Source organism: Streptomyces sp. NPDC002926 (assembly GCF_053591755.1).
In genome coordinates, this window is sequence record NZ_JBSFUK010000001.1 from 459,083 (window position 1) to 478,045 (window position 18,963).

Genomic DNA, 18,963 nt, shown 5'->3' on the forward strand with positions numbered 1-18,963 from the left:
GCGAGGGGCCCCGCGAAGACCGTGAGGCAGATCACGTGTTCCGCGCGGAAAGAGGGGAAGGCCGTCACATTCCGTGCGCCCGGGGCGTACGCTCCGGTGCGCTCGCACGGCCCGCTTTTATGCTCTCCTTACGCCCGTTCTCGGCGAGCGCGCGCCCGGGGTGGTCCGAACCCGGTCGGCGTCCCGGCGTTCGTACTCGGCGCACTGATCCTCCTGATCCTCGAGGGCCACCGCGCAGAGAATTCGCCGACATGTCGATCTGTCGACCGACACCGGCAGCCTTCCGATGCCGGTCCGGTTCGCCCAGCTCGGCCTCGGTCTCGCGCCGGTCATGGCCGGTGCGTCCGAAGCCGGCGTCAACCGGGTGCGTACGACAGCTCCGCCGGGCCCACCCGGCGGAGCTGTCGCCTATCCGGGTGATGTGCTCCGGCCCCTCTTCCCCCGGGCGCCGAGCGCAGGTCAGGGTGCGGTCAAGTGATCCGCACGACACGGGGGTTGACCGATATGCGTAAAATCTTCACGGCCGGAATCCTGGCCGCGGCAGTCCTGGCGCCGCAGACGACAGCGGCCACCGCCACCGCCGCGCCGCGCCTCGGGGAGTGCGCGGCAGGCCAGTTCTGCCTCTGGGAGAAGGCGGACTTCAAGGGCGCACGCCAGGTCCATGAGCTCTACGGCACCGATATCGAGAGCTGTGTCCCGCTGCCGCCCGGCACCACCGCAGAGGCGCTGGCCAACCGCACCGGACGGCCCGTCACCACGTACCAGTCGGCCGAGTGCGAGGAGACGGGCGAGTTCGAGACCTACCCGGGCGGCGGCACCTGGGCGCCCCAATCCCCGTACCAGATCAGAGCCTTCAAGGTCTGGGAGCGCTGAACGGGGGTACCCGCTGTGCGGGCCCCGATTCGACAACCCCAGGGAGTGATGATGGCGGGCTTCGGACACACCACGCGCAAGCACCCTCGCTCACACGGCCGGACGTGGTCGCGGAGCGGGCCGGACCGCGCGGTACTCGGAATCATCGGGCTGATCTGCGCGATCGCGGGATTCTTCGTGCTGGGGATCATCCTCGGTCCGATCGCGATCGTCTGCGGCTGGCTCGGCATGGGACGTCGCTGGAACGGCGCACAGCCGGTCCCGGCACTGGTCGGCGTCGTGCTCGGTGCCATTGACACCGTGCTGGCGATCGTCTGGCTGGCGGGAGTGTCAGCCATGGGCAACGGCCTGTTCTGACGGCCCCTCAGGCGGCCCCTCGGGGCTGCCGGCAGCCCCGGCCCCGGGACACACCTGCATCCGGCCGACCGGGGAAAACCGGGCCGCCGGCCCGACCGGTCAGATCGCCGACCTGTCGGGCGTGGCAGCAATACCGTCCTGAACCGGCACCACGCCGGGAACGGACGCCGCCGCCGCGCCCGACAGTCGTCCGACCTCGACCCGCAGCTGCCTGACCTCCTCGGTCAGCGCTTCGAGGAGCGCCGTCTGCCGGCGCTCCTCCGCGTCGTCCCGCTCGAAGCGGGAGATGAACCACGCCGCGATATTGGCGGTGACGACACCGAGCAGCGCGATCCCCGCGAGCATCAGCCCGACCGCGAGCACCCGCCCCAGACCCGTCGTCGGCGCGTGATCGCCGTACCCGACCGTCGTCATCGTCGTGAACGACCACCACACGGCGTCGCCCAGCGTCTTGATGTTTCCGTTGGGCGCGTCCCGCTCCACATGGAGCACGGCGAGCGAGCCGAACATCATCAGCCCCACCACCGCGCCACCGACGTATGTCGTCAGCGTGATCTGCGGCGCCATCCTGGCCCGCCGGCCCACCAGCAGCAGCGTGGAGACGACCCGCAGCAGCCGCAGCGGCTGCACCAGCGGCAGCAGCACCGCGATCAGATCCAGCGGATGGCTGCGAACGAAAAGCAATTTGCCGGGCGCCAGCGTCAGCCGTACGAGGTAGTCGACGGCGAAGGAGCCCCACACCACCCACTCGATGACCATGCAGACCGTGTGCACCCAGCTCTTCGCGTCGGGCGTCACGATCGGTATGGCATAGGCGACGGCGAACGCCAGGGCGAGCGCCAGCAGGGGTGTCTGCATGCGCTGTTCCCACCGGACCTGCGCTGTTCGCTGCTTCATGCCAGGCATCGTAGGGCTGTGCTTTTCCCGGGGACGGCCCCAGGGCCCCCGGATGTGAAAGGGCGGCGGAGCCCCATGGGTTCCGCCGCCCTTCACCGAGCCATGTGCTTACGCGTCGCCGCCGGCCGGGCCGGGGTCCGCCGCCGCCACATCCAGCAGCTGGTAACGGTCCAGCGCCTGCTTCAGCACCGAGCGGTCGACCTTGCCGTCCCGCGCGAGCTCGGTGAGCACCGCGAGCACGATCGACTGCGCGTCGATGTGGAAGAAGCGGCGGGCCGCACCACGCGTGTCGGCGAAGCCGAAGCCGTCCGCCCCCAGCGACTGGTACGTGCCGGGCACCCAGCGCGAGATCTGGTCGGGGACCGAGCGCATCCAGTCCGAGACCGCCACGAACGGGCCCTCGGACCCCTGCAGCTTCTGCGTGACGTACGGGACGCGCTGCTCCTCCTCCGGGTGGAGCAGATTGTGCCGCTCCGCCTCGACGGCCTCACGGCGCAGCTCGTTCCAGGACGTCGCAGACCAGACGTCGGCCCTGACGTTCCACTCCTCGGCGAGGATCCGCTGAGCCTCGACCGCCCACGGCACGGCCACACCGGACGCCATGATCTGCGCGGGGATCGCACCGGCCTCGCCCGCCTTGAAGCGGTGGATGCCCTTGAGGATGCCGTCGATGTCGACATCAGCGGGCTCCGCCGGGTGCTGGATCGGCTCGTTGTAGACGGTGAGGTAGTAGAAGACGTCCTCGCTGTCCGGACCGTACATCCGGCGCAGACCGTCCTTGACGATATGCGCGATCTCGTAGCCGAAGGCCGGGTCGTACGCGACACAGCCCGGGTTGGTCGAGGCGAGCAGCTGTGAGTGGCCGTCCGCGTGCTGCAGACCCTCACCGGTCAGAGTCGTACGTCCCGCGGTCGCGCCCAGCACAAAGCCGCGCGCCAGCTGGTCGGCCATCTGCCAGAACTGGTCGCCGGTCCGCTGGAAACCGAACATCGAGTAGAAGACATAGACCGGGATCAGCGGCTCGCCGTGCGTGGCGTACGCCGAACCGGCGGCGATCAGCGATGCCGTGCAGCCGGCCTCGGAGATGCCGTCGTGCAGCATCTGGCCGGTCGGCGACTCCTTGTAGGCGAGCAGCAGCTCGCGGTCCACCGCTTCGTACTGCTGGCCCAGCGGGTTGTAGATCTTGGCGCTCGGGAAGAACGCGTCCATGCCGAAGGTGCGGTACTCGTCGGGTGCGATCAGCACGAATCGCTTGCCGATCTCCTTGTCCCGCATCAGGTCCTTCAGGATGCGGACGAACGCCATGGTCGTGGCGATCGACTGCTGGCCCGACCCCTTCCTGGCGGCGGCGTAGGTCTTGTCCTCCGGCAGGTCCAGCGGCTTCGCGCGCACCACACGGGTCGGTACATAGCCGCCGCACGCCTTGCGGTGGTCGTGCATGTACTGGATCTCTTCGGAGTTCCGGCCCGGGTGGTAGTACGGCGGCGCGCCGCTCTCCAGCTGCTGGTCCGTGATCGGGATGTGCAGCCGGTCGCGGAAGCGCTTGAGGTCGTCGACCGTCAGCTTCTTCATCTGGTGGGTCGCGTTGCGGCCCTCGAAGTTCGGACCGAGGGTCCAGCCCTTGATCGTCTGCGCGAGGATCACCGTCGGCTGGCCCTTGTGCGCCTTGGCCGCCGTGTAGGCCGCGTAGACCTTCTTGTGGTCGTGACCGCCGCGTCCCAGGTGCAGGATCTGCTCGTCGGTCATGCCCTCGACCATCTTGCGCAGCCGCTGGTCGCTGCCGAAGAAGTGCTCACGGATGTACGCGCCGGTCTCGGTGGCGTACGTCTGGAACTGGCCGTCCGGCGTGGTGTTCAGCTTGTTCACCAGGATGCCGTCGCGGTCCTGCGCGAGCAGCGGGTCCCAGGAGCGGTCCCAGACCAGCTTGATGACGTTCCAGCCGGCTCCGCGGAACTGGGACTCCAGCTCCTGGATGATCTTGCCGTTGCCGCGTACCGGGCCGTCGAGGCGCTGAAGGTTGCAGTTGACGACGAAGGTCAGGTTGTCCAGGCTCTCGCGGGCCGCGATGGACAGCTGGCCGAGCGACTCGGGCTCGTCCATCTCGCCGTCGCCGAGGAACGCCCACACGTGCGACTTGGAGGTGTCCGCGATGCCGCGCGCCTCCATGTAGCGGTTCATCCGGGCCTGGTAGATCGCACCGAGCGGGCCGAGGCCCATCGACACGGTCGGGAACTCCCAGAAGTTCGGCATCAGCCGTGGGTGCGGGTAGCTGGACAGCCCGTTCGGGAACTTGGACTTCTCCTGGCGGAAGGCGTCCAGCTGGTTCTCGTCGAGCCGGTCGAGCAGGAAGGCGCGGGCGTAGATGCCGGGCGACGCGTGGCCCTGGAAGAAGATCTGGTCGCCGCCGTCGCCCTCGTCCTTGCCGCGGAAGAAGTGGTTGAAGCCGACGTCGTAGAGGGACGCGGAGGAGGCGAAGGTGGCGATGTGCCCGCCGACGCCGATGCCCGGGCGCTGCGCGCGGGAGACCATCACCGCGGCGTTCCAGCGGGTCGCGTTGAGGACCTTGCGCTCGATCTCCTCGTTGCCGGGGAAGAACGGCTCGTCCTTGGTGGCGATGGTGTTGACGTAGTCCGTGCTGCGCATCTCGGGCACGGCCACGCGCCTCTCGCGGGCACGCTCGATCAGGCGGAGCATCAGGTAGCGGGCGCGCTCCCGGCCCCGCTCGTCGACGGCGGCGTCGAGGGAGTCCAGCCACTCCTGGGTCTCTTCAGGATCGAAGTCCGGGACCTGACTGGGAAGGCCGCCAATGATGATCGGATTGCGATCGGATCCGGAAGCCACGCTATTCCTTCGCTGTTCGGGGGCACTGCCTCTACGGGACGTACGGGATGTCTGCGCGGTGTCGCACCGCCTCCATCGTGTACCGCGGGGAGGCAAACGTCATCTCTACCGAGGGGTAACCCGTGTTCTCGGAGACATCCGGCCCGAACCCCGGTTCCGGGTTCGGGCAAATCGCAACCTTACGCCCAAGCCGTCAATGCGTTTGGTCCGGCTGTTCGGCTCCGATCGACTCACCGATGCGAGGAAAAGACGTAAAGGTGGTCGAATGGTGTGGCAGGAACAATGACAGGGGTCCGAGCGTGCCTGGAGTTGCGTCGAGACGGCCGCAAACGTCACCGTTTCGGCGGTCTGGACGGCCGGGTACTTGCGCGATCGGTCCCGCCCGTGTGGACTACGGCCAACGCCACGCGCACGCGCGGGGCTGCAGCATTTTCCAAACATGATCAGGAGGCAAGCCGTGAGCGCGACCGCGGACCACGCGGAGGAGCGGACCAACCCGGCCGTCAGGCTGGGGTTCGAGCCCGGACAGGTGGTCCAGGAGATCGGCTACGACGATGACGTCGAGCAGGAACTCCGTGAGGGCATCGAGGCTGTAATCGGCCAGGAACTCGTCGACGAGGACTACGAGGACGTCGCAGACGTCGTCGTGCTCTGGTTCCGTGACGACGACGGCGACCTTACGGACGCGCTGGTGGACGCCATCGGCCTGCTCGACGAGGGCGGCGACATCTGGTTGCTTACGCCGAAGACCGGCAGGGACGGTTACATCGAGCCGAGCGACATCAACGAAGCCGCGCAGACCTCCGGTCTCTCCCAGACCAAGAGCATCAATGCGGGCAAGGACTGGTCGGGCACCCGACTGAGCGCACCCAAGTCCAAGCGCTGAGCGCTGAGCGCCCGAAAGCCCCCGTCGACGTATGTCGGCGGGGGCCTCTGCGTAGGGTGGACACCACCCGAACGGACCACCAGGCTCCGCCCAGCGAAGGGAAGCACCGTCATGGCGATCGAGGTCGGCACCGAGGCCCCGGATTTCGAGCTGAAGGACAACCACGGCAAGGCCGTGCGTCTCGCCGACTTCCGCGGCGAGAAGAACGTGGTGCTCCTCTTCTATCCCTTCGCCTTCACCGGTGTGTGCACGGGTGAGCTCTGCGCGCTGCGTGACGAACTGCCCTCGTTCGTCAACGACGACACCCAGCTGCTTGCGGTCTCCAACGACTCGATCCACACGCTGCGCGTCTTCGCCGAGCAGGAGGGCCTCGAGTACCCGCTGCTCTCGGACTTCTGGCCGCACGGCGAGACCTCGCGCGCCTACGGCGTCTTCGACGAGGAGAAGGGGTGCGCCGTGCGCGGAACCTTCATCATCGACAAGGAGGGCGTGGTCCGCTGGACCGTTGTGAACGGTCTGCCGGATGCCCGCGACCTGACCGAGTACATCAAGGCGCTGGACACTCTCTGATTCATCGGGCGCCCCGCGCCAAAGGGTGTTTTGCGCGGGAACCGGTCACTAGGATCCATTCGTTGATCCGATACCAACGCACTACTGGGCCCTGGCCCTGAAAACCAATGGAGGGACTCGTGGGAGTCAGCCTCAGCAAGGGCGGCAACGTCTCGCTGACCAAGGCCGCGCCCAACCTGACCGCGGTCACCGTGGGCTTGGGCTGGGATGTCCGGACCACCACCGGCACCGACTTCGACCTCGACGCCAGCGCCCTGCTGACCAACGCCGAGGGCAAGGTCGCCACCGACGGCAACTTCGTCTTCTTCAACAACCTCAAGAGCACCGACGGCTCCGTCGAGCACACCGGTGACAACCTCACGGGCGAGGGCGAGGGCGACGACGAGCAGATCAAGGTCAACCTCGCTTCGGTCCCGGCCGACGTCGAGAAGATCGTGTTCCCGGTCTCGATCTATGAGGCCGAGGCTCGCCAGCAGTCCTTCGGTCAGGTGCGCAACGCGTTCATCCGCGTCGTCAACCAGGCCGACAACAACGAACTGGCCCGCTACGACCTGAGCGAGGACGCCTCGACCGAGACCGCGATGGTCTTCGGCGAGCTCTACCGCAACGGCCCGGAGTGGAAGTTCCGTGCCATCGGCCAGGGGTACGCCTCCGGCCTGCGCGGTATCGCGCAGGACTTCGGTGTGAACGTCTGAGCCAGCAGTACCTCCGCTTCCGGCGCCGCACATCTCCGTGCGGCGCCGGACGTGCCTGAACACCGCCGAGCCTCGAAAGGCTCAGAACGCCCGAAGGCCGCAGAACCTCGCCGGCCGCAGCACTGCGCCGGGCCGCAGAACCTCGAACACCCGCAGAACACGAACACCCGCAGAACTTCGAACACCCGCAGAACCTCGCGACACGTCATCCAGGGGAGGACCCACGATCATGGGCGTCACGCTCGCCAAGGGAGGCAATGTCTCCCTCTCCAAGGCCGCACCGAACCTCACGCAGGTGCTGGTAGGGCTCGGCTGGGACGCGCGCTCCACCACCGGAGCGCCCTTCGACCTCGATGCCAGTGCACTGCTCTGCCAGTCCGGCCGGGTACTCGGCGACGAGTGGTTCGTCTTCTACAACAACCTCACGAGCCCCGACGGCTCCGTGGAGCACACCGGCGACAACCTCACGGGCGAGGGCGAGGGTGACGACGAGTCGCTGCTGGTGGATCTCACCAAGGTGCCGGCCCATGTCGACAAGATCGTCTTCCCGGTCTCCATTCATGAGGCCGACAACCGCGGCCAGACGTTCGGGCAGGTCAGCAACGCCTTCATCCGGGTGGCCAATCAGGCGGACGGCCAGGAACTGGCCCGCTACGACCTGAGCGAGGATGCCTCGACCGAGACGGCGATGATCTTCGGCGAGCTCTACCGCTACGGCGGCGAGTGGAAGTTCCGTGCAGTGGGGCAGGGGTACGCGTCGGGGCTCCGAGGCATCGCTCTAGACTTCGGGGTCAACGTTTCGTAAAGCCACGCACTGGAATGGGGAAACCCGGACTTGGTGCGGGGCCACCCGTACTAACACGATTGGGTACCAGTGGTTCTGAAAACCTTCGGCTGGTCGTTCGCGGTCACCGCGATCGGCCTGGTCGCAGCGGTGCTCTACGGCGGGTGGACCGCGTTCGGGGTCGTCCTGATCCTGTCCATCCTCGAGATCTCGCTGTCCTTCGACAATGCGGTGGTCAACGCCGGAATCCTGAAGAAGATGAGTGCCTTCTGGCAAAAGATCTTCCTCACGATCGGCGTGCTCATCGCCGTGTTCGGTATGCGACTGGTCTTCCCTGTCGTGATCGTCGCCATCAGCGCCAAGCTGGGCCCGATCGAGGCCGTAGACCTGGCGTTCAACCAGCCCGAGCGCTATGAGCAGTTGGTCACCGACGCGCATCCGTCGATCGCGGCCTTCGGCGGTATGTTCCTGTTGATGATCTTCCTCGACTTCATCTTCGAGGACCGTGACATCAAGTGGCTGGCCTGGCTGGAGCGGCCGCTGGCCAAGCTCGGCAAGGTCGACATGCTGTCGGTCTGCATCGCCCTGATCGTGCTGATGGTCAGCTCGATGACCTTCGCCGTCAACGCCCACCAGCACGCCGGGCACGCGGACAAGGCCCAGACGGTGCTGATCTCCGGTATCGCGGGTCTGATCACATATCTGATCGTCGGCGGGCTCTCCGGATTCTTCGAGAACCGGCTCGAAGAGGAGGAGGAGCGCGAGCACGAGGCCGAGGAAGAGGCCAAGAAGGCGGGCAAGCCGGTCTCGGCCGTCGTGATGGCGGGCAAGGCCGCGTTCTTCATGTTCCTCTACCTCGAGGTGCTGGACGCGTCCTTCTCCTTCGACGGCGTCATCGGTGCCTTCGCCATCACCAACGACATCGTGCTGATGGCGCTCGGCCTCGGTATCGGCGCCATGTACGTCCGTTCGCTCACGGTCTACCTGGTCCGCCAGGGAACCCTCGACGACTACGTCTACCTGGAGCACGGCGCGCACTACGCGATCGGCGCGCTCGCCGTGATTCTGCTCGTCACCATCCAGTACCAGATCAACGAGATCATCACCGGTCTGGTCGGCGTGGTGCTGATCGCCTGGTCGTTCTGGTCCTCGGTGCGCCGCAACAAGGCGCTCGAGGCGGCCGAGAACGAGCCACAGGAAACCCCCGCCGGGGTGTGACCCGGCCGGGATTGAGGAACGCTCTGAGCGGGGCGGCACCGAGGCACCGGCCCCGGCGCCGCCCCGCGGGGTTCATCGATGCGTGTGGGGGTGGGGTATGGCCTTCTGGGACAGCCTGTGGCGGGGGCGGTCACCGCAGTTCGACTCGGGGAGCGCCGCGACCAATTCCATCGAACTGACCAAGCGGCACCCGACGGTCTCGCTCACCAAGCAGGGCGCGGCCACCGGCAATCTGCGCGTCAACCTGTCCTGGCGGATGCGCACATCCGATATCGAGGGCAGGTCCAAGCAGAGCGGCAGACTGCTGCGCCACCCTTTCAAGCTCTTCCAGCCCGATGTGGTCCAGGCGCACACCCGGGGCGTGGTCAACGTGGACCTCGACCTCGGCTGTCTGTACGAGCTCACGGACGGCAGCAAGGGCGTGGTGCAGCCGCTGGGCGGCTTCTTCGGCAGTATCAACGAGCCGCCCTATGTGAAGCTCAGCGGCGACGACCGGTTCGGCTCTCCCTCGGGCGAGACGCTCTACGTCAACCTCGACCACCGCGAGTCGATCAAACGGCTGCTGTTCTTCGCGTACATCTACGACCAGACGCCGGCCTTCGACCGCACGCACGCGCATGTGACGCTCTACCCCAGCAACGGCCCGCGGGTCGAGATCGAGCTCGACGAGCGCGCGCCACAGGCCCGTTCCTGCGCGGTGTTCTCCATGGAGAACGTCAAGGGCGAGCTGATCGTGCGTCGTGAGGTGAAGTTCGTGTACGGATTCCAGGCGGAGCTCGACCGGCTGTACGGCTGGGGTCTGCAGTGGGGCCGCGGCTACAAGAACCGGGTCTGAGGCGGCTGCCCGCGGCTCAGACCCGAATGCTCAGGCCCGAATGAACTGCGGGCCCATCGGCGGCAGCCGGAAGTTCGGGTCAGGAGCGTGCGCGGCCGCCGCGGCGGGCTGCGGGTAGCCGTACCCGGGCTGGGCCGTGGCGGGCTGGGGATAGCCGTACGCGGACTGGTCCGGGGCCGGCTGCGGATACCCGTACGCGGACTGGTCCGGGGGCGAGGACGGCGGCTGGAGGGGTGGCTGGGCCGGTGGCTCGGGCTGCGCGGACGGCTCGGCCGCCGCCTCCGCCTCGTCCACCGAGATACCGAACGCCGTGGCCAGGCCGACCAGGCCGGTCGGATAGCCCTGCGCGACCGCGCGGAACTTCCAGCCGTCCCCGCGCCGGTAGAGCTCACCGCAGATGATCGCGGTCTCCTCGCCGGTCTCCGGCTTCACATCGAAGACGGCCAGCGGGTCGCTGTCGGCCAAAGCGGCGTCGTAGAGCAGTATTCGCAGATCCCGTACATGCTGGAAGGTGTCGCCGTCCGAAGAGGCGGCGAGCACCACCTGGTCGACCGACGGGTCGAGGGCGGCGAGATCCGCCTCGACGGTGTCGGTGAGCCGCTCGGCGATGCGCTTCTTCGGCAGCCGCCGTACCAGCCCCGAAGGGTGGCGCGGCTGGTTGTAGAAGACGAAGTCCTCGTCGGAGCGCACACGGCCGTCCTGGCCGAGCAACAGGGCCGAGGCGTCCACATCGGGGACCCCGGTGCCCGGGGTCCAGCGCAACACGGCCCGTACGGCCATGGCATCGAGAGGGACGTTCGAACCCTTCAGCATCGCGTGCGTCATGTCCGTCATCCTGCCTTCCCGGAGGCCCTGCGGACAACGCGGGGCCCCTTGTTCTCCGGCCAGGACATAGGCATGGTGCAAGCGGGTTACCTGGAATTCATGGACTTGGGGAACTCTTGACACACAGTCGTACGTACTATTACCGGCCACGTCAGTCGGGCCGCCAAGGCAGTACGGGGGAAATAAATGCGTCACTTCGGGCATCTTTCGCCTGCTGTCCGGGAGAGTCTCTTCCATCAGGAGCCGTGCGAATTCACGGCAGCCTCGCCCGGCCGCCTGCTCGCCACCGCGCTCGGTGCCACCCTCTACAGCCCTGCCACCCGGCCGAAGCTCGCCGACGACGTGCTCAAGCAGATCGGCCGCGGAGTCGTCTCCATGGTCCTCTGCCTGGAGGATTCCATCGACGACGCGGAAGTCGCCGAGGCCGAGGAGAACCTGATCCGGCAGTTCGCCGACCTCGACGCGCGTGACGCGGAGCTGCCGCTGCTCTTCATCCGGGTCCGTGAACCCGGGCAGATTCCGGATCTGGTGGACCGGCTCGGCCGCTCGGTCCGGAGACTGACCGGATTTGTACTACCGAAGTTCACGGAAGAGCGGGGCGTGGCGTTCCTGGAGGCACTCTCCTCCGCGGAAACAGCGAGCGGACAGCGGCTCTTTGCCATGCCCGTACTGGAATCTCCCAGCCTGCTCCACCTCGAAACCCGCGCCGAGACGCTCGCCGGGATCGCCCGCACCGTGGACAAGTACCGCGAGCGGGTCCTGGCGCTGCGGCTCGGCGTCACGGACTTCTGCTCGGCCTACGGGCTGCGCCGCTCGCCCGATATGACCGCGTACGACGTCCAGATCGTCGCCGCGGTCATCGCCGACGTGGTGAACGTCCTGGGACGGGCGGACGGCACCGGCTTCACGGTGACCGGGCCGGTGTGGGAGTACTTCCGGCTCCAGGAGCGCATGTTCAAGCCCCAGCTGCGCCGAAGCCCCTTCATGGAGGGGCGGGCGGAGGAGCTGCGCACCACGCTCATCGAGCACGACCTGGACGGCCTGCTCCGCGAGATCGAGCTGGACCGGGCCAATGGTCTGCAGGGCAAGACCTGTATCCATCCCTCGCATGTGCTGCCCGTGCACGCACTGTCCGTAGTCAGTCACGAGGAGTTCAGTGACGCGCGGGACATCGTGCGGCCGGAACGGGGCGGCGGAGGCGTGATGCGTTCCGCGTACACGAACAAGATGAACGAAGTGAAGCCCCACCGGGCCTGGGCCGAGCGCACGCTGCTGCGTGCCGAGGTCTTCGGCGTGGCCAAGGAAGAGGTGGGCTTCGTGGAGCTGCTCACGGCCGGGCTCTCGGGCTGACATGACGAAGGAAGAGACTGTAAGCGTGGTGTGGTCGGGAACGTGGGTCGCTGAGCGGCTCGGCGTCGGGCTCGCAGGAGACGAGACGCTGAGCGGCCTGCTGGGGCTGGCCCTGCGCCGCAATCCCAAGCGGGCGCATCTGCTGGTGTCGAACGTGCTGGGCAAGCATGTGCCGCAGTCGCCGGCGGTGGTGTACGACGCGGGACACCGGCTCGGACGTCGCGTGCGTGATCTGCTCGGCGACGCGGAGGCGGCCCGCGCGGTCGTCCTGGGTTACGCCGAGACGGCGACCGGACTGGGGCACGCGGTGGCGGACGGCCTGGGCCTGGCGCCGTATCTGCACTCCACGCGCCGCCCGGTCGAGGGCGTGCCGCGGGCGGGCGGCTTCGAGGAGTCCCACTCCCACGCGACCTCCCACCTCCTGCTGCCCGAGAACCCACGGCTGCTGGCGGGTGCGGGCCCGCTGGTCCTGGTGGACGACGAGTTCTCGACGGGTAACACCGTGCTGAACACGATCCGCGACCTGCACGAACGTTATCCGCGGGACCGGTATGTGATCGTGGCGCTGGTCGATATGCGCTCGGAGCGGGACCGGAGCCGTCTGACGGAGTTCGCGGAGGAGCTCGGCGCACGGGTCGATCTGGTGGCACTGGCTTCGGGGACGGTGAAGCTGCCGGAGGGCGTCCTGGAGAAGGGACGGGCGCTGGTGGCCGAGCACGAGGCGGGTGGCGATCCCCCAGCGGCCGCCGACACGGCGGGACACATGGTCCCGGGCGCGCCGGAGGCGGCCGGGCAGTCGGTGGCGCACGCCGCCGTGCGGGTGGAGCTGGACTGGCCGGCCGACGTGCCCGACGGCGGGCGGCACGGCTTCACGCCGGACCACCGCGAGCAGCTGGAGGCCGCCCTGCCGGGCATGGCCGCCCGCTTGGCCGAGGCGCTCCGTGTCCCCGCCACCACCCGGCCCCGTGTACTCGTCCTCGGGTTCGAGGAGTTGATGTACGCGCCCCTCCGGCTCGCCACCGCCCTTGAGCAGGTGCTCGACGCCGACGTCCGGTACTCCACCACCACCCGCTCACCCGTCCTCGCCGTCGACGATCCCGGCTATGCCATACGCAGCCGCCTCGTCTTCCCCGCCCATGACGACCCCGTCGACGGCCCCGGCGAGCGGTACGCCTACAACGTCGCGGGCGCCGGCTTCGACGCTGTCGTCGCCGTCGTCGACTCCGCCGCCGACACGCCCCGACTGCACGCCCCCGACGGCCTGTTGGCCCGGCTCGCCGAGCACACTCCGCACGTCGTGCTGGCCGTCGTCCCCTCGTATGTCCCCGAGGTGTCCGACGCATCCGATGGACCCGACGTATCCGATGGACCCGACGAATCCGAAAGGGCCTTCATGCTGCCCGAGCCCCTCCGCGGCCCCGCCTTCTCCTCGTACGCCCCCGAAGACGTCGGCTGGCTGCTCCAGGACCTCTCGGACGTCGAGCTGGAGGCCCCGACGGAGGAGCGCGAGGAAGCGATACAGAGCGGCGGCGCACACTACGCCGAGTCGCTGCCCGTCGAGTACCAGCCCAGCGCCCAGTACCAGGAGCTGTTCAAGGCCGCGCTGGAGACCTCCGCGGCCCGTATCGCCCTCGCCGTCGGCACCGTGACCGAGACCGTCCTCGCGGAGTTCCCCCAGCGCCTTCGCCGTGGGAGGGACGCCCACGAGCCGCGCCCCGTGCTCGTCTCGCTGGCCCGCGCCGGCACCCCCGTGGGCGTACTGATGCGCCGTTGGGCACAGCACCGGCACGGCCTGGACCTGCCGCACTACGCCGTGTCCATCGTGCGCGGCCGCGGCATCGACACCAACGCCCTGCGCTGGCTCCAGGAGCACCACGACCCGGCCGACGTCGTCTTCGTCGACGGCTGGACCGGCAAGGGCGCGATCACCCGCGAACTGGCCGACGCGCTCAAGGAGTTCGAGGGCTTCGACCCGGAGATCGCGGTCCTCGCCGACCCCGGCGGCTGCGTCCGCACCTACGGCACGCGCGAGGACTTCCTCATCCCGTCCGCCTGTCTCAACTCCACCGTCTCCGGCCTGATATCGCGTACGGTCCTGCGCGCGGACCTCGTCGGCCCGCACGACTTCCACGGCGCGAAGTTCTACCGCGAACTCGCCGACAGCGATGTCTCGCAGCACTTCCTGGACACCGTCGCCGCCCGCTTCGACGAGGTGGTGGACGCCGTCGACGCCGAGGTCAAGGAGCTGCTGTCGGCCGACCGCGCGCCCACCTGGGAGGGCTGGGCCGCCGTCGAGCGGATCAGCGAGGAGTACGGCATCCACGATGTGAACCTGGTCAAGCCGGGTGTCGGCGAGACGACCCGTGTCCTGCTGCGCCGCGTCCCCTGGAAGATCCTCGCCAAGCGCGGCGCGGGCGCCGACCTCCTGCATGTGCGGCTGCTCGCGGAGCAGCGCGGCGTACCGGTCGAGGAGGTCGACGAACTCCCCTACACATGCGTGGGGTTGATCCACCCGCGGTACACCCGCGGAGCGACCGGCGCGGACGGCAAGGCGGTGTCGGCACTGTGAGCACCCCGGAGGCCACTGCGGCGAGCACCCTCGTCGCGAGCGATCTCGACCGCACTCTGATCTACTCCGCCGCCGCCCTCCAGCTCCCCATGCCCGACGCGGACGCGCCTCGCCTCCTCTGCGTCGAGGTGTACGAGGGCAAGCCGCTGTCGTATCTCACCGAGACCGCCGCGGGCCTGCTGACGAGACTCGCCGCCGACAGCGTCTTCGTACCGACCACCACCCGCACCCGCGAGCAGTACCACCGCATCCACCTCCCGGGCCCCGCACCGCAGTTCGCGATCTGTGCCAACGGCGGGCACCTCCTCGTCGACGGCGTCTCCGACCCGGACTGGCAGCGGCGGGTGGCGGCCACGCTCGCCGACGAGTGCGCCTCGCTCGCCGAGGTCCGCGCTCATCTCATCGCCGCCGCCGACCCCGCCTGGCTGCTCAAGGAACGGATCGCCGAAGACCTCTTCGCCTATCTGGTCGTCGAGCGCACGCTGCTGCCCGACGGCTGGGTGAAGGAGCTTGCCAAGTGGGCCGAGGGCCGCGGCTGGACCGTCTCGCTCCAGGGCCGCAAGATCTATGCGGTGCCGCAGCCGCTCACCAAGAGCGCGGCGGTGCGCGAAGTGGCCCGCCGCACCGGGTCGGAGCGGATCCTCGCGGCCGGCGACTCCCTCCTCGACGCCGATCTGCTTCTCGCCGCGGACCGCGCCTGGCGGCCCGGCCACGGCGAGCTGGCCGACAGCGGCTGGATCGCCCCGAACACCGACGTACTGACGGAGAAGGGCATCGCGGCGGGCGAGGAGATCCTGCGTCGCTTCCTGCGGAAGCTCGGCTGAGCGGGCAATACGGCGTGCCGAGCCCGGTCGCCCGACCGGGCCCCGGTGGCCCGGCCCGAAGCGGCCGGGCCGGGCGTGCCGGTCGGGCCGAGCGTGTGGTTCAGCCGCAGCAGCCGCCTCCGCAGCAACCCCCGCCGCCCCCGCCGCCGTTGGACGCGGGCGCCGGCCCGGACTTCGTACCGCCGACGGCGACCGCCGAGAGCAGTTTGACCGTGTCCGGGTGACCGGCCGGGCAGCTCGCCGGATCGGAGGACTGGGCCATCGGACGGTTCACTTCGAAGGTGTCGCCGCAGGTCCGGCAGCGGTATTCGTAACGAGGCATGGCCCCAGGCTAGCGGCAGCCGGGCGGGTTCCTACGGGCCGGACGTCTACGGATGGTGGCGCATGGCCATGTCGAGCAGCTCCAGCGTGGCCATATAGGCGCCGTCGACGTCCTGGTCCCGTACACGCTCGAAGACGGCGGCGTGCACGTCGACCGGATCCTCGGTCGTCCCGGCCAGGTGGACCCGCCGGTCGCGCTCGATCAGCACCGGGATGATCACCCGCCGCAGCTGCGCGAAGAACCGATTGTGCGAGGCGGTCAGCAGAGCGGTGTGGAAAGAGGCGTCGGCGCGTACGGCGAGGACGGCATCGTTCCAGCCCACTCTCATCGCGGCCAGCGCGGCGTCGAGCGCGGCGAGGTCCTCGTCGGTCCGGTGCACGGCGGCGAGCGAGGCGGCCGCCGGCTCGATGGAGCGGCGCAGCTCCAGCAGGTCGGCGAAGAAGTCGTTGGACACGCCGACGGCGAGCTTCCAGCGCAGTACGTCCGTGTCGAGGAGGTTCCAGTCGTCCCGGGGGCGTACGTGCGTGCCGCGCTTCTGCCGGGCGCCGAGCAGCCCCTTGCCGGTGAGTACCTCGATCGCCTCACGGAGCACGGCCTGGCTGATGTGCAGCTCGGCCATGAGCGCGGGCTGGTCGAGGGTGTCGCCCTCGGAGTACGCCCCGCCGACGATCCGGCGGGCGAGACCCTCCACCGCAGCCTTGTGCACCCCACGCCCCGCGTGGGCTCCGTCGACTTTGCGGTTCATCTGCTTTCGTGCTGCTTGGCCCGGTCGAGAGCCGCATCCCCTGTGCCGGCCTGCTCGAGGCCGCGCTGTTCCTGCGCGGCCTGATCGGGATGGCGGGTCCTCCAGTAGGGGTTGTCGTGCGGGAGGGTGGCGCTGACCCGTCCGTACATTCCGAAGAACATCAGCATCACGCCCACCACAAAGCTGAACAGCACGTTCTGGATCTTGAAGGCGAGGGGGTTGAAGCTCGAGTCGAGCAGGGCGAGATTCGCGAAGCCGCTGAGGATGAAGGCGATGCCGAGGACCATGTTCAGCGTCGAGGCGAAGTTTCCGCCGATGATCATCCCGACGAAGAGCAGCAGTCCGACACAGATGGACAGCACGCTCAGCGTTCCGTTGGTGTTCAGGCCCGCGACCGTGGCCCCACCGGTGTCGAAGAACCCGATCTTGTCGATCAGCCCGAGGATCCCGAAGGCGAGCAGCACCAGGCCCATCAGACCCGCGCCTACGCGGTAGAACTTGCTGAGCCGGTGGTCGACGGGCAGATGCTCGTCCAGCCTGGTGCGGCGGCGGGGTTTGGGGTGCAGTACGTGTGTGGCCATGTCCGGTCTCCTTTGGAGGTACCCGTACACCTCCCAGGATCCGCCCGCGCGCGGGCCCCGACAAGCCAGGCGCAGGGGGATCCGGCCGGGGATGGGCCCGAGGCTCGCCGGAGGCGGGCGTGACCAGGGGCCAGAGGTCATGGGCGGCCTCAGGTCGTTGGACCTCGGGCCTCAGGTCGTCGGACCTCGGCGGCCTCGGGCAGTCGGACCCGGCGCGGACGGGGCCTTCGGGCCACGGAGGCCACGAGCCTCAGACAGGCCACGGTGGCCAGGGACGTCAGACAGGCCACGGAGGCCACGGGCCTCAGATCTTCGGACCGGGCACGGCGCGCCCTGTCGGCCTCGGACCCTCAGGTGCCGCTCGCGCCCCGGTCCTCGCGGATCTGCTCGACCACGTGCGCCACCGTGCGCCGTACCGCCTCGGTCTCCGTCAGGAAGTGCCAGTAGTCGGGATGGCGTCCCTCGAGCCCGGCGACGGCCCGCTCCAGCCGGGCCACCGAGTCGTCCAGCGGCCGTGCGTGACGGGGGTCCGGGGTGTTGCGCCCGGCCATGGCGAGGCGCTGCGCGTCCCGGATCGCGAACCGGGTCCGCTCGATCTCCTGCTGAGGGTCCTTCGCCACGGCGTTGAGCCGCTGCAGCCGGTCACCGGCGGCCGATACGGCCTCATCCGTGGCGTTCAGCAGCGCACGCACCGTGCTGAGCAGGGCCGTCGCGTCCGCCCACCGCTGCTCGTCGCGTGCCTTGCCCGCTTCCTTGAGCTTCTCCTCGGCCTGGCGGACGCTGATCGCCGCCTGCTCGGGGACGGGCTGCAGATCCTGCCAGCAGGCGGCGGAGAAGCGGCGCCGCAGCTCGCTCAGGACCGGCTCGACCGATCCGGCGCGGTTGGTGAGAGCCTGCGCCCGGGTACGGAGCGACACCAGGCGCTTGTCGGTCTCGGCGGCACGCTCGGGCAGCCTGTCCGCCTCGGCCCGTACGGCTTCGGCGTCACGCAGCACCCGGTCGGCACGCTGCAGGGTCTCGGCCACGCCGTGCCGGCCCGCGCCCTGGTTGAGCATGGTCAGCTCGGGACCGAGTGCGGCGAGCCGGGCGGCGAGATCATCCGCTCGCAGACCGGAGCTCCGCGCCGAATCGAGAGCATTGCTCGCGGAAAGGAGCGCCTGCCGCGCCCGCTCCACGGCGGGCGCCAGGCGGGCCAGCTGCGTCTCGGCCTTGTCGAGCAGCGGCCCGAGCCCCTGCGCGTAACGGTCGAGCTCGCCCTTGACCCGTACGAGATCGTCCTTGGCCCGGTTCAGCTCACCGCGCGCCTGCGAAGCCACCGAGGCTTCCAGATCGTCACGGTCGAGATCATGTGCGTCGACGGCGGTGATGTACGCAAGGCTCACTTCGTCGATCCGTCGCCCCAGCGCCGCGAAGTCCTCCACGGCCCGGCGCGCACCCGGCGAACTGTCCACCGCCGTGATCGTCTCTATCGAGATACGAAGATCGCGCTGAGCGGTGTCCAACTCGACGAAAGCAGCGGCGGCGGCGTCCTTCGCGGCCTGTGCGTCGGCCCGCTGGCTCTCACCGCGCCCGCCGAACCAGCGCCGCGTACCCCCTCCGGCGAACGCACCCGGCAGTACCGCGACGACAAACGGCACCGGCAGCAGCATCAGCGCCAGGACGTCGCGGACGGCTCTCGCACTCGCTTTCGCTCTTGCGTGCGGCTGCGCGTGTGTCGCCGTCACATCCCTCTCCCGTGCCGAATCGCCCTGCCCGGTTCATTCTCCCACCAGGTAAGGACGAACACACGGG

General features: G+C 68.9%; 18 protein-coding genes. 11 read left to right on the forward strand and 7 right to left on the reverse strand.

Annotation, left to right across the window (positions count from 1 at the left end):
• Positions 1–504: 504 nt before the first annotated feature.
• Both ACWDZ6_RS01995 and ACWDZ6_RS02000 read left to right on the forward strand, forming a co-directional pair.
• A complete protein-coding gene (locus ACWDZ6_RS01995) occupies positions 505–873 on the forward strand; it encodes a peptidase inhibitor family I36 protein (protein WP_366733981.1) in 369 nt (122 codons plus the stop codon).
• 48 nt (positions 874–921) lie between these two features.
• Complete coding sequence (locus ACWDZ6_RS02000; protein WP_451501277.1) at positions 922–1,230, forward strand: small hydrophobic protein; 309 nt, start codon at positions 922–924, stop codon at positions 1,228–1,230.
• Between the two features lie 99 nt (positions 1,231–1,329).
• Here the strand turns inward: ACWDZ6_RS02000 and ACWDZ6_RS02005 are convergent, their stop codons facing one another.
• Complete coding sequence (locus tag ACWDZ6_RS02005) at positions 1,330–2,136, reverse strand: potassium channel family protein (protein ID WP_451501278.1); 807 nt, start codon at positions 2,134–2,136, stop codon at positions 1,330–1,332.
• Positions 2,137–2,235: 99 nt separating this feature from the next.
• Positions 2,236–4,968, reverse strand: a complete 2,733-nt coding sequence (gene aceE, locus ACWDZ6_RS02010; RefSeq protein WP_451501279.1) for a pyruvate dehydrogenase (acetyl-transferring), homodimeric type — start codon at positions 4,966–4,968, stop codon at positions 2,236–2,238.
• 457 nt (positions 4,969–5,425) lie between these two features.
• Here aceE and ACWDZ6_RS02015 point away from each other — a divergent pair, with 457 nt between their 5' ends.
• From ACWDZ6_RS02015 to ACWDZ6_RS02040, 6 genes are all read left to right on the forward strand, one after another.
• The gene (locus ACWDZ6_RS02015) at positions 5,426–5,854 is read left to right on the forward strand and encodes a DUF3052 domain-containing protein (protein ID WP_326649708.1); all 429 of its coding nucleotides are present in this window, start codon (positions 5,426–5,428) and stop codon (positions 5,852–5,854) included.
• Positions 5,855–5,965: 111 nt separating this feature from the next.
• On the forward strand, positions 5,966–6,424 hold the full coding sequence (locus ACWDZ6_RS02020) for a peroxiredoxin (protein WP_326649707.1): 459 nt from the start codon (positions 5,966–5,968) through the stop codon (positions 6,422–6,424).
• Between the two features lie 119 nt (positions 6,425–6,543).
• The gene (locus tag ACWDZ6_RS02025; protein ID WP_326649706.1) at positions 6,544–7,119 is read left to right on the forward strand and encodes a TerD family protein; all 576 of its coding nucleotides are present in this window, start codon (positions 6,544–6,546) and stop codon (positions 7,117–7,119) included.
• Positions 7,120–7,348: 229 nt separating this feature from the next.
• Positions 7,349–7,924, forward strand: coding sequence for a TerD family protein (locus ACWDZ6_RS02030; protein WP_326649705.1), 576 nt, complete (start codon positions 7,349–7,351; stop codon positions 7,922–7,924).
• A gap of 69 nt (positions 7,925–7,993) precedes the next feature.
• The gene (locus ACWDZ6_RS02035) at positions 7,994–9,121 is read left to right on the forward strand and encodes a DUF475 domain-containing protein (RefSeq protein ID WP_326649704.1); all 1,128 of its coding nucleotides are present in this window, start codon (positions 7,994–7,996) and stop codon (positions 9,119–9,121) included.
• A 97-nt stretch (positions 9,122–9,218) separates the two neighbouring features.
• A complete protein-coding gene (locus ACWDZ6_RS02040) occupies positions 9,219–9,956 on the forward strand; it encodes a TerD family protein (RefSeq protein ID WP_451501280.1) in 738 nt (245 codons plus the stop codon).
• 30 nt (positions 9,957–9,986) lie between these two features.
• On the opposite strand, the gene ACWDZ6_RS02045 is transcribed toward ACWDZ6_RS02040, so the two are convergent.
• Positions 9,987–10,790 (reverse strand): TerD family protein, encoded by an 804-nt coding sequence (locus ACWDZ6_RS02045; protein ID WP_451501281.1) that lies wholly within the window; start codon positions 10,788–10,790, stop codon positions 9,987–9,989.
• A gap of 177 nt (positions 10,791–10,967) precedes the next feature.
• On the opposite strand from ACWDZ6_RS02045, the gene ACWDZ6_RS02050 reads away from it, so the two are divergent.
• The 3 genes from ACWDZ6_RS02050 to ACWDZ6_RS02060 are packed head-to-tail and all read left to right on the forward strand — an operon-like array spanning position 10,968 to position 15,524.
• Entirely contained in the window at positions 10,968–12,131 is a 1,164-nt protein-coding gene (locus tag ACWDZ6_RS02050; RefSeq protein ID WP_451501282.1) for an HpcH/HpaI aldolase/citrate lyase family protein, read from the forward strand.
• Between the two features lies 1 nt (position 12,132).
• A complete protein-coding gene (locus ACWDZ6_RS02055) occupies positions 12,133–14,700 on the forward strand; it encodes a phosphoribosyltransferase (protein ID WP_451501283.1) in 2,568 nt (855 codons plus the stop codon).
• On the forward strand, positions 14,697–15,524 hold the full coding sequence (locus tag ACWDZ6_RS02060) for an HAD family hydrolase (RefSeq protein ID WP_451501284.1): 828 nt from the start codon (positions 14,697–14,699) through the stop codon (positions 15,522–15,524). Before ACWDZ6_RS02055 ends, ACWDZ6_RS02060 begins: the two co-directional genes overlap by 4 nt.
• Before the next feature lie 100 nt (positions 15,525–15,624).
• On the opposite strand, the gene ACWDZ6_RS02065 is transcribed toward ACWDZ6_RS02060, so the two are convergent.
• The 4 genes from ACWDZ6_RS02065 to ACWDZ6_RS02080 form a co-directional block, all read right to left on the reverse strand.
• Positions 15,625–15,846: an FmdB family zinc ribbon protein gene (locus ACWDZ6_RS02065; RefSeq protein ID WP_351445021.1), complete on the reverse strand. Its 222-nt coding sequence runs from the start codon at positions 15,844–15,846 to the stop codon at positions 15,625–15,627.
• Between the two features lie 46 nt (positions 15,847–15,892).
• Positions 15,893–16,591 (reverse strand): FadR/GntR family transcriptional regulator, encoded by a 699-nt coding sequence (locus ACWDZ6_RS02070; protein WP_451501285.1) that lies wholly within the window; start codon positions 16,589–16,591, stop codon positions 15,893–15,895.
• Complete coding sequence (locus tag ACWDZ6_RS02075; protein ID WP_451501286.1) at positions 16,588–17,172, reverse strand: DUF4383 domain-containing protein; 585 nt, start codon at positions 17,170–17,172, stop codon at positions 16,588–16,590. Before ACWDZ6_RS02075 ends, ACWDZ6_RS02070 begins: the two co-directional genes overlap by 4 nt.
• Before the next feature lie 350 nt (positions 17,173–17,522).
• Positions 17,523–18,896, reverse strand: coding sequence for a hypothetical protein (locus tag ACWDZ6_RS02080; RefSeq protein WP_451501287.1), 1,374 nt, complete (start codon positions 18,894–18,896; stop codon positions 17,523–17,525).
• Between the last annotated feature and the right edge of the window lie 67 nt (positions 18,897–18,963).